Annotated in this window: 11 protein-coding genes; 3 read left to right on the top strand and 8 right to left on the bottom strand. The window is 68.8% G+C overall.

What is annotated here, in order from left to right; all coding sequences use genetic code 11:
- Positions 1 to 224: 224 nt before the first annotated feature.
- From ACO0M4_RS06060 to ngcE, 7 genes are all read right to left on the bottom strand, one after another.
- A complete protein-coding gene (locus tag ACO0M4_RS06060) occupies positions 225 to 1,499 on the bottom strand; it encodes a sugar ABC transporter permease (protein WP_430368609.1) in 1,275 nt (424 codons plus the stop codon).
- Entirely contained in the window at positions 1,496 to 2,296 is an 801-nt protein-coding gene (locus tag ACO0M4_RS06055; protein WP_430368608.1) for an ATP-binding cassette domain-containing protein, read from the bottom strand. Before ACO0M4_RS06055 ends, ACO0M4_RS06060 begins: the two co-directional genes overlap by 4 nt.
- 133 nt (positions 2,297 to 2,429) lie before the next feature.
- Complete coding sequence (locus ACO0M4_RS06050) at positions 2,430 to 3,521, bottom strand: substrate-binding domain-containing protein (protein WP_430368606.1); 1,092 nt, start codon at positions 3,519 to 3,521, stop codon at positions 2,430 to 2,432.
- Between the two features lie 140 nt (positions 3,522 to 3,661).
- Positions 3,662 to 4,861 (bottom strand): ROK family transcriptional regulator, encoded by a 1,200-nt coding sequence (locus ACO0M4_RS06045; RefSeq protein WP_430368605.1) that lies wholly within the window; start codon positions 4,859 to 4,861, stop codon positions 3,662 to 3,664.
- 219 nt (positions 4,862 to 5,080) lie between these two features.
- Positions 5,081 to 5,956, bottom strand: coding sequence for a carbohydrate ABC transporter permease (locus ACO0M4_RS06040; protein WP_390017870.1), 876 nt, complete (start codon positions 5,954 to 5,956; stop codon positions 5,081 to 5,083).
- A gap of 11 nt (positions 5,957 to 5,967) precedes the next feature.
- Complete coding sequence (locus ACO0M4_RS06035) at positions 5,968 to 6,891, bottom strand: carbohydrate ABC transporter permease (RefSeq protein ID WP_430368604.1); 924 nt, start codon at positions 6,889 to 6,891, stop codon at positions 5,968 to 5,970.
- Between the two features lie 62 nt (positions 6,892 to 6,953).
- Positions 6,954 to 8,387: an N-acetylglucosamine/diacetylchitobiose ABC transporter substrate-binding protein gene (gene ngcE, locus ACO0M4_RS06030; RefSeq protein ID WP_430368603.1), complete on the bottom strand. Its 1,434-nt coding sequence runs from the start codon at positions 8,385 to 8,387 to the stop codon at positions 6,954 to 6,956.
- A 417-nt stretch (positions 8,388 to 8,804) separates the two neighbouring features.
- Here ngcE and ACO0M4_RS06025 point away from each other — a divergent pair, with 417 nt between their 5' ends.
- The 3 genes from ACO0M4_RS06025 (at position 8,805) to ACO0M4_RS06015 (ending at position 14,667) form a co-directional block, all read left to right on the top strand.
- Positions 8,805 to 12,260 (top strand): GH92 family glycosyl hydrolase, encoded by a 3,456-nt coding sequence (locus ACO0M4_RS06025; RefSeq protein ID WP_430368602.1) that lies wholly within the window; start codon positions 8,805 to 8,807, stop codon positions 12,258 to 12,260.
- 111 nt (positions 12,261 to 12,371) lie between these two features.
- On the top strand, positions 12,372 to 13,364 hold the full coding sequence (locus tag ACO0M4_RS06020; protein ID WP_430368601.1) for an FG-GAP repeat domain-containing protein: 993 nt from the start codon (positions 12,372 to 12,374) through the stop codon (positions 13,362 to 13,364).
- A 340-nt stretch (positions 13,365 to 13,704) separates the two neighbouring features.
- On the top strand, positions 13,705 to 14,667 hold the full coding sequence (locus ACO0M4_RS06015) for an FG-GAP repeat domain-containing protein (protein WP_430368600.1): 963 nt from the start codon (positions 13,705 to 13,707) through the stop codon (positions 14,665 to 14,667).
- Positions 14,668 to 14,786: 119 nt separating this feature from the next.
- Here ACO0M4_RS06015 and acnA read toward each other — a convergent pair whose 3' ends face one another.
- Positions 14,787 to 17,501 carry an aconitate hydratase AcnA gene (gene acnA, locus ACO0M4_RS06010; protein ID WP_430368599.1) on the bottom strand — a complete coding sequence of 905 codons (2,715 nt, stop codon included), beginning with the start codon at positions 17,499 to 17,501 and terminating at the stop codon, positions 14,787 to 14,789.
- Positions 17,502 to 17,560: the final 59 nt, after the last annotated feature.

Raw genomic sequence — 17,560 nt, 5'->3', positions numbered from 1 at the left:
GCCGTAGGTCGAGCTTGCCGATCAGATGAGTCTAATGTCGCGTCCGCCGCCGGCGCGGCCGGGCCTCGCGATGTATGTCACTCGGGTGAGGGCCGGTCGAACGCCCGTTTCCCGGGCGCCGTGGTGGCTCCCCGGGCGCGGTACGGCCCCCATCGGGGACATCCGATGGGGGCCGCTTGCCGCCGTTTCGCGGGGACTGTTGCCGTCCTATGACAAACCGCTGCTCAGGTGCGGCCGGCGGACTTCTGGGTGCGGCGCGACAGCGAGTCGATCACCACGGCGGCCAGCAGCACCGCGCCGGTGATCATGTACTGGATCTCGCTGGCCATGCCGAGCAGGTTCAGCCCCTGCTGGATCGACTGGATGACCAGCATGCCCAGCAGCGCGGACCAGATCTTGCCGCGGCCGCCGAAGAGGCTGGTGCCGCCGATGACGGCCGCCGCGATGACGTTCATCAGGGTGTTGCCGGAGCCCAGGTTCTTGGTGGCGCCGCCGGAGAGGCTGGCGATGAACAGGCCGCCGAAGGCCGCGAGCATTCCGGAGATCGCGAAGACGGTGATCCGGACGCGGTTGACGTTGATGCCGGCCCGGCGGGCCGCCTCGGCGTTGCCGCCGACCGCGAAGATCTGCCGGCCGTAGCCGGTGCGGCGCACCACGAAGTCGGCGATCACCAGGACGGCGAGGAAGAGCACCAGGGCCAGCGGCAGGCCGCGGGCGCCGGACGGCTCGTTGAGGACGTAGGCGACGGCGAAGGCGATCACCGCGACCACGCCGGTGCGCAGCAGGATCTCGCTGAGCGGCCGGGACGGCAGGGCCGCGGTCCGGCGGCGGCGACTGTCCAGCAGCAGCGAGCCCGCGTACGCCAGGACCGCGATCAGGGCCAGGCCGTAGGCGGCGGCCTTGTCCTCGAAGTAGTAGCCGGTGAGGTTCTCCACCAGGCTGCCGCTGGGCGTGTTGATGGAGCCTTCCTTGCCCATCAGCCAGATCTGGAGGCCGCTCCAGCCGAGGAACCCGGCCAGGGTGACGACGAACGCGGGCACCCCGATCTTGGCGAAAAAGAATCCGTGCAGGACGCCGATGGCGGCGCCGGCGGCCACCGCGATCAGCACCGCGAGCCAGTCGTTGACGCCGTGGGTGACGCTCAGCACCGCCCAGACGGCCGCGCCCACGCCGGCGACCGAGCCGACCGAGAGGTCGATCTCGCCGAGCAGCAGCACGAAGACGATGCCGACGGCCATGATGCCCAGGCCGGAGGTGTAGACGCCGATGTTGGCGAGGCTGTCCGCGGACAGGAAGCTGCTGTTCTTGAGCTGGAAGACGACCGCGATGACGATCAGGCCGATGATGACCGGCAAGGACCCCAGTTCACCGCCGCGGATCCGGCGCGCGAACTCGCCGAAGTAGCCGGCGAATCCTTTCTCCCGGACCAGCAGCCGGGGGTCGACGGCGGCCGGCTGCGGGGTCTGGGGCGTGGCCTCGGCAGTCTGCTGTTCGCTCATGCCCCGGCCTCCTTCTTCAGCTGGTCGGTGCGCGCCTTGCGGCGGGTGACGGCGTTGTCGGAGGCACCGGTGATGGCGGCGATGATCTCTTCGTGGGAGGTGCCTTCGACGTCGAAGACACCGTTGTTGCGGCCCAGCCGCAGGACCGCGACCCGGTCCGCGACGGCCTGTACGTCGGCCATGTTGTGGCTGATCAGGATGACGCCGAGGTCGCGCTCGCGGAGCCGCTCGACCAGGTCGAGGACCTGTGCGGTCTGCTCGACGCCCAGGGCGGCGGTCGGCTCGTCGAGGACGACGACCTTCGGCTCGCCGATCAGCGCGCGGGCGATGGCGACGACCTGCCGCTGACCGCCGGAGAGCGCGGCCACCGGGATCCGGACGCTGGGGATCCGGATGGACAGGGTGTCCAGGAGTTCCTTGGCCCGCTTCTCCATGGCGATCTCGTCGAGGACGCCGGCGGTGCTGAGCTCGTTGCCGAGGTAGAGGTTGGCGACCACGTCGAGGTTGTCGCAGAGCGCGAGGTCCTGGTAGACGGTGGCGACGCCGAGGCCCTGGGCGTCGTGCGGCTTCGCGATGCGGACCGGCGCGCCCTCCCATTCGATGACGCCGTCGTCGACCGGGTGGACGCCCGAGATGGTCTTGACGAGGGTGGACTTTCCGGCGCCGTTGTCGCCGACGAGGGCGACCACCTCACCGGCGTGGATCTCCAGCGTGACGTCGGTGAGCGCCTGGACGGCGCCGAACCGCTTGGAGACTCCGCGCAACGCCAGCACGGGCGGAGCGGACACGTGAATCATCTCCTTCACCGCCGTCGGTACGGCGGGAATGGTGGTGCGAGTGCGGGGGTGTGCGGGCCCCCGGTGCGGCGGCCGGGGGCCTGCCGGACCGGGGGCGGAACGGGAGCGGGCCGGACGGGGCCCGCCCCCTGCCTTACTTGATGCCCGCTGCCTCGCAGGCCGCCTTGGCGTCGCCGGCGCAGATCCGGCTGGCGGGGTAGACCTTGTCCTTGACGACCGTGTCCTCGATGTTGTCCTTGGTCACGATCTGGGCGTCGTAGAGCTTGGCGGGGATGCCCTTGACCTCGCCGCTGAGGCTGTCGACCTTGGTGGGCGTCAGGGAGTCGATCTTCTCGCCCTTGAGCAGCCGGACCGCGATCTCGGCGGTGGTGTCGGCCTGCGGCTGGATCTGCTTGTAGATCGTGAACGCCTGGTCGCCGGTGAGGATCCGCTGCAGACCCGCCAGCTCGGAGTCCTGGCCGCCGACCGGGACCTTGATGCCCTGCTGTTTGAGGGCGGTGATGATGCCGCCGGCCATGCCGTCGTTGGCGGAGTAGACGCCTTGGATGCCGTCCTTGCCGAGCGAGTCGATGGCGGCGGCCATCTTCTTGTTGGCCTCGTCCGACGACCAGTCCGGGATGTCCTGCTCGTAGACGACCTTCTTGACCTGCTTGTCGAGGACGCTGTGGGCGCCGCGCTTGAAGAACGGCGCGTTGGGGTCGGTCGGCGAGCCGTTGATCATGACGACATTGCTGTCCTTGGCCTTGTCGCCGAGCGCCTTGACCAGCGCCTGGCCCTGGAGGCGGCCGATCTTCTCGTTGTCGTAGGAGACGTAGGCGGAGATGTTGCCCTCGGCCAGCCGGTCGTAGGCGACGACCTTGACGCCCTTCTTGGCGGCCTGGTTCACCCAGGACTTGGTGGCCTTGTAGTCGACCGGGTCCAGGATGATCACCTTGACGCCCTGGGTGATCAGGGCGTCGAACTGCTTCTTCTGGTTCTGGGTGTCCTGGTCGGCATTGTTGTACTTGATCTGGCAGTCGCTGCAGAGTGCCTGGATCTTCTTGGTGATCAGCGGGCGGTCGAAGGTCTCGTAACGAGTGGTCTTGTTCTCCGGCAGCAGCAGACCGATGGTCTTGCCGTCGCCACCGCTCTTGCCGCCGTCACCGGCCTTGCCGCAGGCGGCCACCGAGAGCGCCATCGAGACGGCGGCGGTGCCTATGACGACGCGACGCGTCCACACATTCATGGGGGTTGCCTCCCTGACATGGCCGCGTCTTTGCGGCCGAGGTGGCTGGAAGTCAACTCGGCCGCCAGCCGACCGTCAAGGAGTAAATCCTTAACGAGATGACAACGGTGCCATGCGTTAGGTGTGTGAACTTAAGCCGCTCACGCTATGGCGGGCGCGTCCGCATTCCGGGCCCCGTCGAGCAGGGTCGAATCGCCCATCTCGCTCAGCACCAGGGCGAGCGCGCCCAACACCTCGGCACGACCGCCGAGGGTGCCCGGCACCACGCCCAACTGCCGTGCGGCGCTGGGGATCGCGTACCGCGACACCGACTCCCGGATCGGCCCGAGGACCAGCTCACCGGCCTCGGCGAGGTCGCCGCCGAGCACCACCCGGCTGGGGTTGAGCAGGTTGCAGAGGTTCGCCACGCCGCTGCCGATGTGGCGGCCCACGTCCGCGATGACCCGCCGGCAGCCCGGGTCGCCCTCGCGGGCCAGCTGGACCACCCGCGCCATGGTCAGGTCGGGGCCGTGGCTCGGCTGGAGCAGCGGGAGGACGTACCGGGCGGCGGTGAAGGTCTCCAGGCAGCCGCGGTTGCCGCAGCGGCAGACCGGGCCGGACTCGTCCAGGGTGATGTGCCCGATCTCACCGGCGGTGCCGCCCGGGCCGCGGTAGATCTGGCCGCTGATCACCAGCCCGGCGCCGACCCCGCTGGCCACCTTGATGTACGCCAGGTCCGCCGCGCCGCGGCCGCCGCCCCACACCAGCTCGCCGAGCGCGCCGAGGTTGGCGTCGTTGTCGACGTAGACCGGGACGCCGAGCCGCCCGGACAGCTCCTCGCCGGGCTTGGTCCCGGACCAGCCCGGCAGGATCGCGGTCGAGCCCAGGGTGCCGGACTCCACGTCGATCGGGCCGGGGACGCCCAGGCCGACGCCGATGACCTTGTCCGGGCTGACCCCGGTCCGCTCGATCAGTCGGCTCACCAGCCGCTCGGCCCGGTCGAAGCCCTCCGCCGCCGAGGCGTCCACGTCGATCGGTTCGGCCTCCTCGGCGAGCACCTCGTGGGCGAGGTTGCCGACCGCCACCCGCAGGTGGGAGTGGCCGAAATCGACGCCCACCACGATGCCGGCGTTGCCGGACAGCGAGACGCTGCGCGCCCGCCGGCCGCCCGCCGAGGTGGGCGTCACCTCAACCGTCCCGCCGTCCTTCAACTCGCGAACGATGTTCGAGACGGTGGCCGCGGACAGCCCTGTGCTCCGGGCGATCTCCGCCTGGGTGAGCGAACCCGCCATGCGCACCGCGCGGACGACCCGCTCCAGATTGGCCCGGTGCAGCGAGGACTGCGACCCCGGAGTCTCCATCGACTCATCCACTCCCGCCTGGGGCGGACAGTACGACGACTGCCCGCCGGCCGCACCCACGTCATCGGGGGACGGCAACCGATTTCAACATGTGAACTCTAAGCAGAACTCCAGCGGGGAAGTCTCGTCAAGGCGTTGAGCCCGGGCGGAATCGGGGCGGCCGGTCATGCGCGAAGGGCGGTTCCGCCCTTGGGGAACCGCCCTCCGACGCGTGCGGCGCTATTTGAGCGCGCCGGCCGTCAGTCCGGCCTGCACCTGCCGTTGGAAGATGACGTAGACGAGCAGGACCGGCAGCATCGCGATCATCATGCCGGCCATCAGCCCGCCCCAGTCGCCCTGGTAGCCCTGCTGGAGCGCGAGGTTGGCCAGGCCCTGGGTGAGCACGTACTTGTCCTCGTCCTGGTTGAGGACCATCGGCAGCAGGTACTGGTTCCACTGCCCCAGGAAGTTGAAGATCCCGACGCTGATCAGCCCGGGCTTGGCCATCGGCAGCATGACCTGGAAGAACGTCCGGGCGTGCGAGGCGCCGTCGATCATCGCCGCCTCCGCCACCGATGTCGGCAGCGTGCGGAAGAACGCCGTCATGAAGAAGACGGTGAACGGCAGCGAGTAGGCGATGTAGACGACGATCAGGCCCTGGTACGTCGCCAGCAGCGGGACGCCGGGGAAGTCCCGCAGCACGAAGAACAGCGGGATCACCAGCATGAAGACCGGGAAGGACATGCCGGCGACGAAGAGGTAGTAGATGACGCGGTTGCCCGGGAACTGGAAGCGGGCCAGGACGTAGCCCGCCATGGAGCCCAGCACCATCGTCCCGGTGAGCGAACCGCCCACCACGATGAGGGTGTTGAGGAACATCTTGCCGATGTTGGCCTTCTCCCAGGCATTGATCCAGTTCTCGAAGTGGAGCTTGCCCGGGAGGGACCAGGGGGCGGTGAGGATGTCACCGCTGCTCTTGAAGGAGCTCCACAGCACCCAGAGCAGGGGCATGCCCACCATCAGCGCCCACACGACGAGCATGCCGTGCGAGAAGACGTTGAGCGTGCCGCCCTCGGAGGTCCGGCGCGGCCGTGCCGCAGTGGTTCGTGTCGTCATGCGCCCTGCCCCTAGTACTCGATCCGCTCACGGCGCGCGAAACGCATCGTGAGGACGGCGAACAGCAGCGTGACGACGAGCATCGCGACGCCCATCGCCGCCGCGTAGCCGAACTGACTGTCGCGGAAGGCGGTCAGGTAGAGGCGGAGCGGGACGACGTCGGTCGCGCCGTCCGGGCCGCCCATGTTGACCGACATGATCTGCACCAGCGCGAAGGCGTCCATCGCGATGATGCCCATATAGACCCAGCCCGTCTGCACGGTGTCCCACAGCAGCGGCAGGGTGATCCGGAAGAAGGTGTGCGAGCGGCTCGCGCCGTCCAGCAGCGCGGCCTCGTAGATCTCCCGGGGTATGGAGGCCATGGCCGCGGAGAACAGCACGACGTAGAAGCCGACATTCGCCCAGACCATCACCACCATGATGCAGGCCAGCGCCAGGCTCCCCGCCCCCAGCCAGGAGTTCTGGAGGGAATCCAGACCGACCGCGCCCAACAGCGAGTTGAGCATGCCGTCGTGCGGATCCGGATTGTAGATGTTGAACCAGATCACCGAGATGATGGTGATCGAGATGACCTGCGGGAAGAAGTAGACGAATTTGTAGAACGTCGCGCCGCGGACGCCGGTGATGACCGCGCCGCGGCGAGCCCGGCCGCCGACGTTCAGCATGAAAGCGAAGAACAACCCCAGCGCCAGCGTGGCGATCGGCACCAACACCAGCATGACGACGTTGTGTTTGAGCGCGTTCCAAAATTCATCGCTGTGCAGCAGTTTGCTGTAGTTGCCCAGCCCGACGCTCTTGGCGGTGCCGCGCAGGCCGCTCCATTCCGTGGTGGAAATCTGGAACGCCTGGACGAACGGCGAGATCACGAAGATCCCGTAGAGCAGCAGGGGCAGGGCCAGGAACCCCACGATGAATCGGTACTTGCCGTGGCGCATGAGCTCCCCGGCCCTCCCTCGTCAGCGGTGGTACGTGGATGGATCCCGGTCGGGAAGCCCGGTCAGGAAGCGCGGTGGAACTTGGTGACGGAGCTGTCCTTGGCGACCTCGTCCGCGTATTGCTGGGCCTTCTTGATCCACTCCGCGGCCTTGAGGTCACCGGTGAGCAGTTGGCTGGTGAGTCCGCCGAGCTTTTCGTCGGTCAGCTTCGGGTACCACTCCTGGAGCTGGATCATCAGCAGGTTCTTGCCGCCCTCTTTGACGGCCTTGGCGGCGGACGCCAGACCGGGCGAGAGCTGCATTCCGTCGGTCGCGCCCTGGACGGCGGTGAGCGACTTGACCTTGGTGGCGAAATTCTGCGCGTGTTTCTTGGAGACCATGATCCGCAGCAGTTCCATCGCGCCGATGGGGTTCTTGCCGCCCTTGGCGACGATGAACGGTTCGCTGGGTTCGGCGCGCAGCGTGCCGTGCGGCATCTTGTCGCCGCTGCCGCCGTCGAAGAGCGGGCCGACGGCCATGTCGAAGTCGGCCGGGGTGGTGGGCGCGGCCTCGTTCTCCACCCAGGAGCCGTTGGGGATGAAGACCGCCTTGCCGCGGGTCCAGGAGGTCTGTGACTGAATGTGCGTCAGTCCCTGGCTGCCCTCCAGGAAGTAGCCCTTGGCGGCCAGTTCCTCGTAGTGCCCGATGACCTGTTTGACCGCGTCGTTGGAGGTCCAGGCGTTGGGCTCCAGGTTGTCGATGGCGATCCACTTGTCCAGACCGCCGATCTTGGCGATCTCCGCGAAGACGTTGAAGTGGACGTAGTACGGGTACTTCCCCGGATACGTCCAGGGCGCGATTCCGGCTTTCTTGATCTCGGCGCAGAGTTTGATCATCTCGTCGTAGGAGGTGGGATAGGCCCAGCCCTTGTCCTTCAGGAGCTTGTGGGAATACCACGTGCCGTACACCGTGAAGGCGTAGTAGAAGACGTCGAAGGTGTCCTTGTGCTTGCCCTTTTCGATGGTGCTGGGGAAGAGCGCGTCCCGGACCTTCTTCTTCGGGTCGTCCAGCGACGCGGCGTCGAGCAGCGCGGTGAGGTCCTGCAACTGCCCTTGTGCGGACAGCTTGTTCATATCCAGGTGGTCGGCGCCGGAGTTGTCGATCAGGTCGGGCGGATTACCGCCGGCGAAGCGCGGCTGGAGTTTGGGGCCGATCTGCTGGGTGCCGGAGTGCTTGACCGTCACACCGTAGGTCTTGTTGTAGTCGGCCTCGGCGTCCTTGGCGTACTGGTCGCCCAATCCGCCCTTGAAGATGAATGCCTCCAGCGGCGCGCCGTTCTTCACGCCGAGCGGATTCTTGGCGGAGGTCGCGCCCTTGTTCTTGGTGCCGTCGTCCGAGCCGCCGCCGCCTCCGGTGGCACAGGACGTCAGCGCGCCCATGGCCGGTACCGCGAGAATTCCCAGGGCCGCGGCCCGCTTGACCAGATCGCGACGGTTGACTTCTGAGGTGGATCCCATGCTCAAGTCCTCGCCTTCTTCAGGACTCAGGCGGTGTACCGGAGCCACCCCGGCACCGCGGGTCAGATGAAGCTGAGTTGTACGGGATGTGCACCGGGCGAGCTAGGGATCTGCGAGGAATTCCAGCCCTCCCCGCTTTCCCCCCGGATTCCGGCCCGGCGGTCGTACCGCCGGCTTCGGACGCCGATAGGTATAGTCCACTTCCGGCCGAACGGGCAAGATCGAACGCTGAGTTGGCCGGGAGTCTTTCCCTAGTTGAGACCTCCCGGGTATGCATCGCCGGCGCCCCTCGGGCGCTGTCGCGACACGGCCGCCGCCGGCGCGCCGCCACACCCTTGACACCCGCGCCGCCGCGCACCTTACTTATCTCTGCACTACGCAACTGACAACGATGTCAATCTCGTTGAGAGGGCTCGCGTGCGGCACAGACACCGGCACAGTCCACTGCGGGGGATCGCCCGCCCCGTCGCCCTCGCGGCGGCCGCCCTGCTCGTCCTCACCACGCCGGGCACGACCGGCGCGGCCCAGGCGGCGCCGCCCCCACCACCGCGTACCGCGAGGGAGTTCCACTCCTCCTTCGAACCGGGCCAGCCCGCACCGGACTGGACCGACACCGTCGAGACCGGCCCCGACGGCCGACCGAAGAGCTCGGGCGTCTCCCGCCCAGCCCCCGGCGGGCCCGGGATGGACACCGCACCCGACACCGGCCCCGCCGACTCCCCCACCGCGAAGGCACACGCCGGATTCACCGGCGGCCACGCGCTGCGCTACGCCGGCACCCACACCGCCGCCGGCCGGGCCTACGCGTACAACAAGCTGTTCGCCGTGCACGTCCCCGTCACCCCCGCCACCACGCTCTCGTACAAGCTCTTCCCGGAACTGCCGGAGACCGACCTCGACTACCCCGCCACCCACGTCGCGGTCGACCTGGCCTTCACCGACGGGACGTACCTGAGCGAGTTGGCCGCGACCGACCAGTACGGGGCCCGGCTGACCCCGCAGGGCCAGGCCGCCGCCAAGACGCTCTACGTCAACCAGTGGAACAACCGGGAGTCCCGGATCGGCGCGGTCGCCGCCGGGAAGACCATCGCCCGGATCCTGCTCGCCTACGACGCGCCCCGGGCGCCGCGCACCGCCCCCGCCTTCCGCGGCTGGCTCGACGACCTCGCCATCGGCCCCAAGGCGCCGGAGAAACCGCTCGCCCACCTCTCCGACTACGCCATCACCACCCGCGGCACCCTCTCCAGCGGCAGCTTCTCGCGCGGCAACACCTTCCCCGCCACCGCGGTACCGAACGGCTTCACCTTCTGGACCCCGGTGACCAACGCCGGCTCCGCGGACTGGCTCTACGAGTACGCGCGGAAGAACAACGCCGACAACCTCCCCACCCTCCAGGCGTTCAGCGCCAGCCACGAGCCGAGCCCCTGGATGGGCGACCGGCAGACCTTCCAGGTCATGCCGTCCACCGCGGCCGGCACCCCGGACGCCTCGCGCACCGGGCGCGCGCTGCCCTTCCACCGCGAGCACGAGTCCGCGCGGCCGTACCAGTACGCGGTGACCTTCGACAACGGCCTGCGCACCGAGATCGCGCCGACCGACCACGCGGCGATGATGCGGTTCACCTTCCCCGGCGCCGACGCCAACCTGGTCTTCGACAACGTCACCAACAAGGGCGGCCTGAGCCTGGACGCCGCGCACGGTGTCATCAGCGGCTACTCCGACGTCCGCAGCGGGCTCTCGGTCGGCGCCACCCGGCTGTTCGTCTACGGCGTGGTGGACGCGCCGGTCACCGCGGGCGGCCGCATCGGGGCGTGCGGCGTCAGCCGCTCCAGTGGAGCCGGTGCTTGCACCGGAGGGGGCAAGGACGTCACCGGCTACCTGCGGCTGCGGCCGGGCGCGGACCGCACCGTGACGCTGCGACTGGCCACCTCGCTGATCGGCGTCGAGCAGGCGAAGGCCAACCTCGCCCGGGAGGTCCCCGACGGCACGTCCTTCGCCACCGTCCGGGACCGCGCCCGCGCCCAGTGGGACGCGCTGCTGGGCCGCATCGAGGTGCAGGGCGCCAGCCGCGACCAGCTGACCACCCTCTACTCCAGCCTCTACCGGCTCTACCTCTACCCCAACTCCGGTGCGGAGCAGGTCGGTTCGCGGGTCCGGTACGCCAGCCCGTTCGCGCCGCCGACCGGCCCGGACACCCCCACACACACCGGCGCGAAGATCGTCGACGGTGCGGTGTACGTCAACAACGGCTTCTGGGACACCTACCGCACCACCTGGCCCGCCTACTCCCTGCTCACCCCCGGCCGGGCCGGGAAGATGGCGGACGGGTTCGTCCAGCAGTACAAGGACGGCGGCTGGATCTCCCGCTGGTCCTCCCCCGGCTACGCGGACCTGATGACCGGGACCAGTTCCGACGTCGCGTTCGCCGACGCCTACGTCAAGGGCGTGCACTTCGACGCCGCGGCGGCCTACGACGCGGCCGTCAAGAACGCCACCGTCGCCCCGCCGTCCTCCGGCGTCGGCCGCAAGGGGATGACGACCGCACCGTTCCTCGGCTACACCAGCACCGACACCCGCGAGGGCGCGTCCTGGGCACTGGAGGGCTACCTCAACGACTTCGGCATCGCCCGGATGGGACAGGCCCTCTACGCCAAGACCCACAACCCCCGCTACAAGGAGGAGTCGGAGTACTTCCTGGGCCGGGCCCGGAATTACGTGCGGCTCTTCGACGACCGCACCGGATTCTTCCAGGGCAAGGACGCCCGGGGCGGCTGGCGGCTGCCGCCGGACCGCTTCGACCCCCGCGTCTGGGGCTACGACTACACCGAGACCAACGCCTGGACCTTCGCCTTCGCCGCCCCGCAGGACACCCGCGGACTGGCCAACCTCTACGGCGGCCGGGCCGGCCTGGCGAAGAAGCTGGACGCCTACTTCAGCACCCCGGAGACCGCCGGCAAGCAGTTCGCCGGCTCCTACGGCGACGTCATCCACGAGATGACCGAGGCCCGCGACGTCCGGATGGGGATGTACGGGCACAGCAACCAGCCCTCGCACCACATCGCCTACCTCTACGACGCGGCCGGCCAGCCGTACAAGACCCAGGCGAAGGTCCGCGAGGTGCTCTCCCGGCTCTACCTCGGCAGCGAGATCGGCCAGGGGTACCCCGGCGACGAGGACAACGGCGAGATGTCCGCGTGGTACGTCTTCAGCGCCCTGGGCTTCTATCCGCTGGTGATGGGGCAGGGCGAGTACGCGGTGGGCTCACCGCTGTTCACCAAGGCCACGATCCACCTGGAGAACGGCCGGGACCTGGTGATCAACGCGCCCCGCAACAGCGCCCGCAACGTCTACGTGCAGGGCCTCCGGGTGAACGGCAAGCCGTGGAACACCACCGCCCTGCCGCACGCCCTGCTCGCCCGCGGCGGGACCCTGGACTTCGCCATGGGGCCGCGCCCCGCCAACTGGGGCTCCGGGCCGGACGCCGCGCCCACCTCGATCACCAAGGACGACGGGGTGCCGGCTCCGCCCACCGATCTGACCGTCCCGGACGGCGGCCCGCTGACCGACAACACCTCCCAGACCTCCGCCGAGGTCTCCCGCGCCGCCTTCACCGTCCCCTCCGGCGCCACCGTCTCCTCCTACACCCTCACCTCCGCAACCGCCTCGGACGCCCCGCGGGAATGGGTGCTGGAAGGCTCCGACGACGGCGAGCACTGGACCGAACTGGACCGCAGGAGCGGCCAACGCTTCACCTGGTCCCACCAGACCCGCCCCTTCGCACTGCCCGCCCCCAGCACCTATCGCCACTACCGCCTCACCCTTCCCCATCCGGCCACCCTCGCCGAGACCGAACTCCTGGGACAGCGCTCCTGAGTTGGGGCGTGGAGACCCGAAGGGCGTGATGCCCCATTTGACAGATAAACTTCCTGTGCAAAGATTCAGTAAATCCCGCGCCATGCCCTCCTATAGGGCATGGCGCTACCAATGTCCGACCAACTGGAGATTTACGTGGGTTTCCTTCCCGGCCGTAAGCGTGGCCGCGCGCTCACCCGGCTCGCGACCGCAGTGCTCGCAGCGACCCTGCTGGGCACGACCGCGGGAACCGCAGTCGCCGACAGCCAGCCCCCGGTTCCGGCGCCCCTGAAGAACGCCACGCCCGACAAGCTCAAGCTGACCGTCCCCCAGCCCCCGAAGGCCCCCAAGGGCCGCATGGGGTACGCGGCCCCGGGCGAGGTGAGTTCCCCGTACTTCCACCTCTCCGGAGTGGACCGCGGCGGTGACCTCTACCAGCAGACACCGAACGGCAACGGCTTCGACGCCCGCGACTACGTGTGGTTCGGCTGGGACATCTTCAAGGCCGTGCAGAACGTCGACCACAACAAGGACGGCTACGCCGACGCGTTCTACAGCTGGGACTTCAACGGCAACCTCTACTACACGTACGACAAGGACAACGGGGACGCGGACACCCGCACCATCGGCGGCGGTTGGAACACCTACAACAAGGTCCTGTCCCCCGGCAACCTCGGTGGTGCCAAGGAGTCCGACCTCATGGCCGTCGACAAGTCGGGCGTGCTGTACACCTACCTCGCCTACCCCGACGGCAAGGTGACCCCGCGCACCAAGATCGGCGCCGGCTGGGGCCAGTACACCCAGATCGCCGGCCAGGGGGACCTCACCGGTGACGGCAAGGCCGACATCGTCGCCCGCGACGCGTCGGGCGTGCTGTGGCTCTACAAGGGCACCGGCAACTACAAGGCCCCGTTCGCGGCCCGCCAGAAGATCGGCGCCGGCTGGAACGCGTACAACTACCTGCTCTCCACCGGCGATGTGGACCGCGACGGCAACGCCGACCTGCTGGCCCGCACCACCGGCGGCGACCTGATGCTCTACAAGGGCACCGGCAACGCCCGGGCCCCGTTCGCCAAGCCCGTCAAGGTCGGCTGGGGCTACCAGACCTACCGCCTGATGTTCTGAGCCACGCCGCTCGCGGCCGCCCGTCGACCGGGTGTTGGAAGGATCACAGGACGGAACAACAGGGACGGAGCCGGGCAGAAGGACCGGCCGGCCCCGCGCCCGGGACCACCGGCCCCGAGTCTTCTCGATCGGTTCGCCGGGTTCGTACCACCACTCCCGAATAGTCTCCGGGGAAAAGGGTGTACGGGCGGAACGGGAGCTTCTCGTGCCGTCGGCGAGGTAGTTGACAGGTGAAGAAGCCGTGCAAAGATCCTGAATTCCGGAGACCTTCGGCGCGCCCCCACGGGGGCGCGCCGTCGTCGTACCGGATCCCTTCTCGACCCCAACCACGGAGAACTACGTGGCAATACTCCCCGGCCGCAAGCGCGGACGTGCCCTGTCCCGTCTCGCTACCGCGGCCATCGCCGTCGCACTCGCCGGCACCGCTGCCGGCACGTCTTTCGCGGCGGACAACCCGGGCACGGCCGCCCGGAACACAGTGCAGGCCGCCCCCAAGGCGCCGACCAAGGCCCCGAAGGCGATCACCAGCGGCACCACCGGTGTCACCGCGACCGCGACCGCGGCCAACCCGGTCTTCGGCCTCTTCGGCGTGGAGTCCGCGGGCGCCACCTACGTCTACGGTCCCAACGGAAGCGGCGGGTTCACCGCCCGCGAGAAGGTCGACGACCTCGGCGACGTCCGCGCCAACCAGCAGGCGCTGGACAACAACGGCGACGGCTCCGGCGACGCGGTCTGGCTCTGGGACCCCACCGGCGACCTGTACTTCAGCAACGACGCGACCCCGGACAGCGTCCGGATCGGCGGCGGGTGGAACACCTACGACAAGGTGCTCTCCCCCGGCAACCTCGGCGGCGCCAAGGAGTACGACATCCTCGCCCGCGACCGCAGCGGCGTGCTCTACCTCTACCTCGGCTACCCCGACGGCAAGGTCACCGCACGCACCAAGGTCGGCACCGGCTGGCAGATCTACGACCAGATCACCGGCAAGGGCGACCTCACCGGCGACGGCAAGACCGACATCATCGCCCGCGAGAAGGCCACCGGCGACCTGTACCTCTACAAGGGCACCGGCAACGCCAGCGCGCCCTTCGAGGCCCGCCAGAAGATCGGCACCGGCTGGGGCGGCTACAACGCCCTGGTCTCCACCGGCGACCTCAACCTCGACGGCAAGACCGACTTCATCGCCCGCGACGGCTCCGGTCGCCTCTACGCCTACTACGGCACCGGCAACGCCGCCAGCCCCTACCAGGCGCGCGTCCAGATCGGCACCGGTTGGAACATCTACACCAAGCTGTTCTCCTGACCGGTCCCGCCGGCCGGTCCCGCTGACCGGCCCGACCGGCCGGCGCCGCTGACGGCGGGTAACGCGAGGGCCGCACCCCCTTCCCGGGAGTGCGGCCCTCGTTCGCTGCGCCGTACCGCTTACTTGCGGATCAGGTTCCGCAGCACGTACTGCATGATGCCGCCGTTGCGGTAGTAGTCCGCCTCACCGGGGGTGTCGATGCGGACCACCGCGTCGAACTCCACACCGGTGTCGGTGGTGACCTTGACCGTGCGCGGCGTGGTGCCGTTGTTGAGCTCCTCGACGCCGGTGAAGGAGAAGGTCTCCTCGCCGGTCAGGCCGAGGGTCTCGGCGGACTGGCCCTCCGGGAACTGCAGCGGCAGGACGCCCATGCCGATGAGGTTCGAGCGGTGGATCCGCTCGTACGACTCGGCGATGGCGGCCTTGACGCCGAGCAGCGCGGTGCCCTTGGCGGCCCAGTCGCGCGACGAGCCGGAGCCGTACTCCTTGCCCGCGAGCACGACCAGCGGGATGCCCTGGTCGATGTAGTTGCGCGAGGCGTCGTAGATGAAGGAGACGGGACCGTCGGCCTGCGTGAAGTCGCGGGTGTAGCCGCCTTCCGTCCCCGGCGCGATCTGGTTGCGCAGGCGGATGTTGGCGAACGTGCCGCGGATCATGACCTCGTGGTTACCACGGCGCGAGCCGTAGGAGTTGAAGTCACGACGCTCCACACCGTGCTCGGTGAGGTACTTGCCGGCCGGGGTGTCGGCCTTGATCGCACCGGCCGGGGAGATGTGGTCGGTGGTGACCGAGTCGCCCAGCTTGGCCAGGACGCGCGCACCGGCGATGTCGGTGACCGGAGCCGGCTCCATCTGCATGCCCTCGAAGTACGGGGGCTTGCGGACGTAGGTGGACTCGGTGTCCCACTCGAAGGTGTTGCCGGTCGGGATCGGCAGCGCCTGCCACTGGGCGTCGCCCGCGAAGACGTCCTGGTAGGACTTGTTGAACATGTCCTCGCCGATGGCGTTCGCCACGACGTCGTTGACCTCGGCCTCGGTCGGCCAGATGTCGGCCAGGTGGACGGGCTTGCCGTCCTGGTCCACGCCGAGCGCGTCGCGCGTGATGTCCACCTTCATCGAACCGGCGAGGGCGTACGCGACGACCAGCGGCGGGGAGGCGAGGTAGTTCATCTTGACGTCGGGGTTGATCCGGCCCTCGAAGTTCCGGTTACCGGAGAGGACCGACGTCACCGCGAGGTCGTGGTCGTTGACGGCCTTGGAGACCTCCTCCGGCAGCGGGCCGGAGTTGCCGATGCAGGTGGTGCAGCCGTAACCGACGAGGTTGAAGCCGACCTTGTCGAGGTACGGGGTCAGGCCCGCCTTGTCGAAGTAGTCGGTGACGACCTTGGAACCCGGGGCGAGGGTGGTCTTGACCCACGGCTTGCGGGTCAGGCCCTTCTCGACCGCCTTCTTGGCCACCAGGGCGGCGGCGACCATGACGTAGGGGTTCGAGGTGTTGGTGCAGGAGGTGATGGCGGCGACGGTGACCGCGCCGTGGTCCAGCTCGTACGTGGAGCCGTCGGGGGCGGTCACGGTGACCGAGTTCGACGGGACGCCGTCGATGGACGCCGGGGCGTCGGAGGCCGGGAAGGACTCCTTGCCCGCCTCGTCGGCGGTGTCGACGTAGTTGCGGACGTCCTGCTTGAACTGCTCCGCGGCGTTGGCCAGGACGATACGGTCCTGCGGACGCTTCGGGCCGGCGATGGAGGGGACGACCGTGGCGAGGTCCAGCTCCAGCTTCTCGGAGAAGTCCGGCTCGGCCTGCGGGTCCAGCCAGAGGCCCTGCTCCTTGGCGTACGCCTCGACGAGCGCGACCTGCTGGGCGTCGCGGCCGGTCAGGCGCAGGTAGTTCAGGGTCTCGTCGTCGATCGGGAAGATCGCGGCGGTGGAGCCGAACTCCGGCGACATGTTGCCGATGGTGGCGCGGTTGGCCAGCGAGGTGGCGGACACGCCCTCACCGTAGAACTCGACGAACTTGCCGACGACGCCGTGCTTGCGCAGCATCTCGGTGATCGTGAGGACCAGGTCGGTGGCGGTGGTGCCCGGCTTGAGCTCGCCGGTCAGCTTGAAGCCGACGACGCGCGGGATGAGCATGGAGACCGGCTGGCCGAGCATGGCGGCCTCGGCCTCGATGCCACCGACGCCCCAGCCCAGGACGCCCAGGCCGTTGACCATGGTGGTGTGCGAGTCGGTGCCGACGAGGGTGTCGGGGTACGCCTGGCCGCCTCGGACCATGACCGTACGCGCCAGGTGCTCGATGTTGACCTGGTGGACGATGCCGGTGCCCGGCGGGACGACCTTGAACTCGTCGAACGCGGTCTGGCCCCAGCGCAGGAACTGGTAGCGCTCCTTGTTGCGGCCGTACTCCAGCTCGACGTTCTGGCCGAACGCGTCCTTCGTGCCGAACTTGTCGGCGATGACGGAGTGGTCGATGACCAGCTCGGCCGGCGCCAGCGGGTTGATCTTCGCCGGGTCACCGCCCAGCTCCTTCACGGCCTCACGCATGGTCGCCAGGTCCACGACGCACGGCACGCCGGTGAAGTCCTGCATGATCACGCGGGCCGGAGTGAACTGGATCTCCTGGCTGGGCTGCGCCTGGGAGTCCCAGTTGCCGAGCGCCCGAATGTGGTCGGCGGTGATGTTGGCGCCGTCCTCGGTACGGAGCAGGTTCTCCAGCAGCACCTTGAGGCTGTAGGGCAGACGGGCGGCGCCCTCCACCTTGTCCAGCCTGAAGATCTCGTACGACTCGTCGCCCACCTGCAGCGTGCTACGGGCGTCGAAGCTGTTCGCCGACACGACAGTCTCCTTCAATGATTTCGCGCGTACCACCGCGCTGCGCACACTATGCGACTGCC

This window comes from Streptomyces sp. RGM 3693 (genome assembly GCF_050471125.1).
GTDB lineage: Bacteria > Actinomycetota > Actinomycetes > Streptomycetales > Streptomycetaceae > Streptomyces.
Note: the sequence above shows the minus strand (reverse complement) of the source record. Positions and strands in the feature narration are given on the sequence as shown.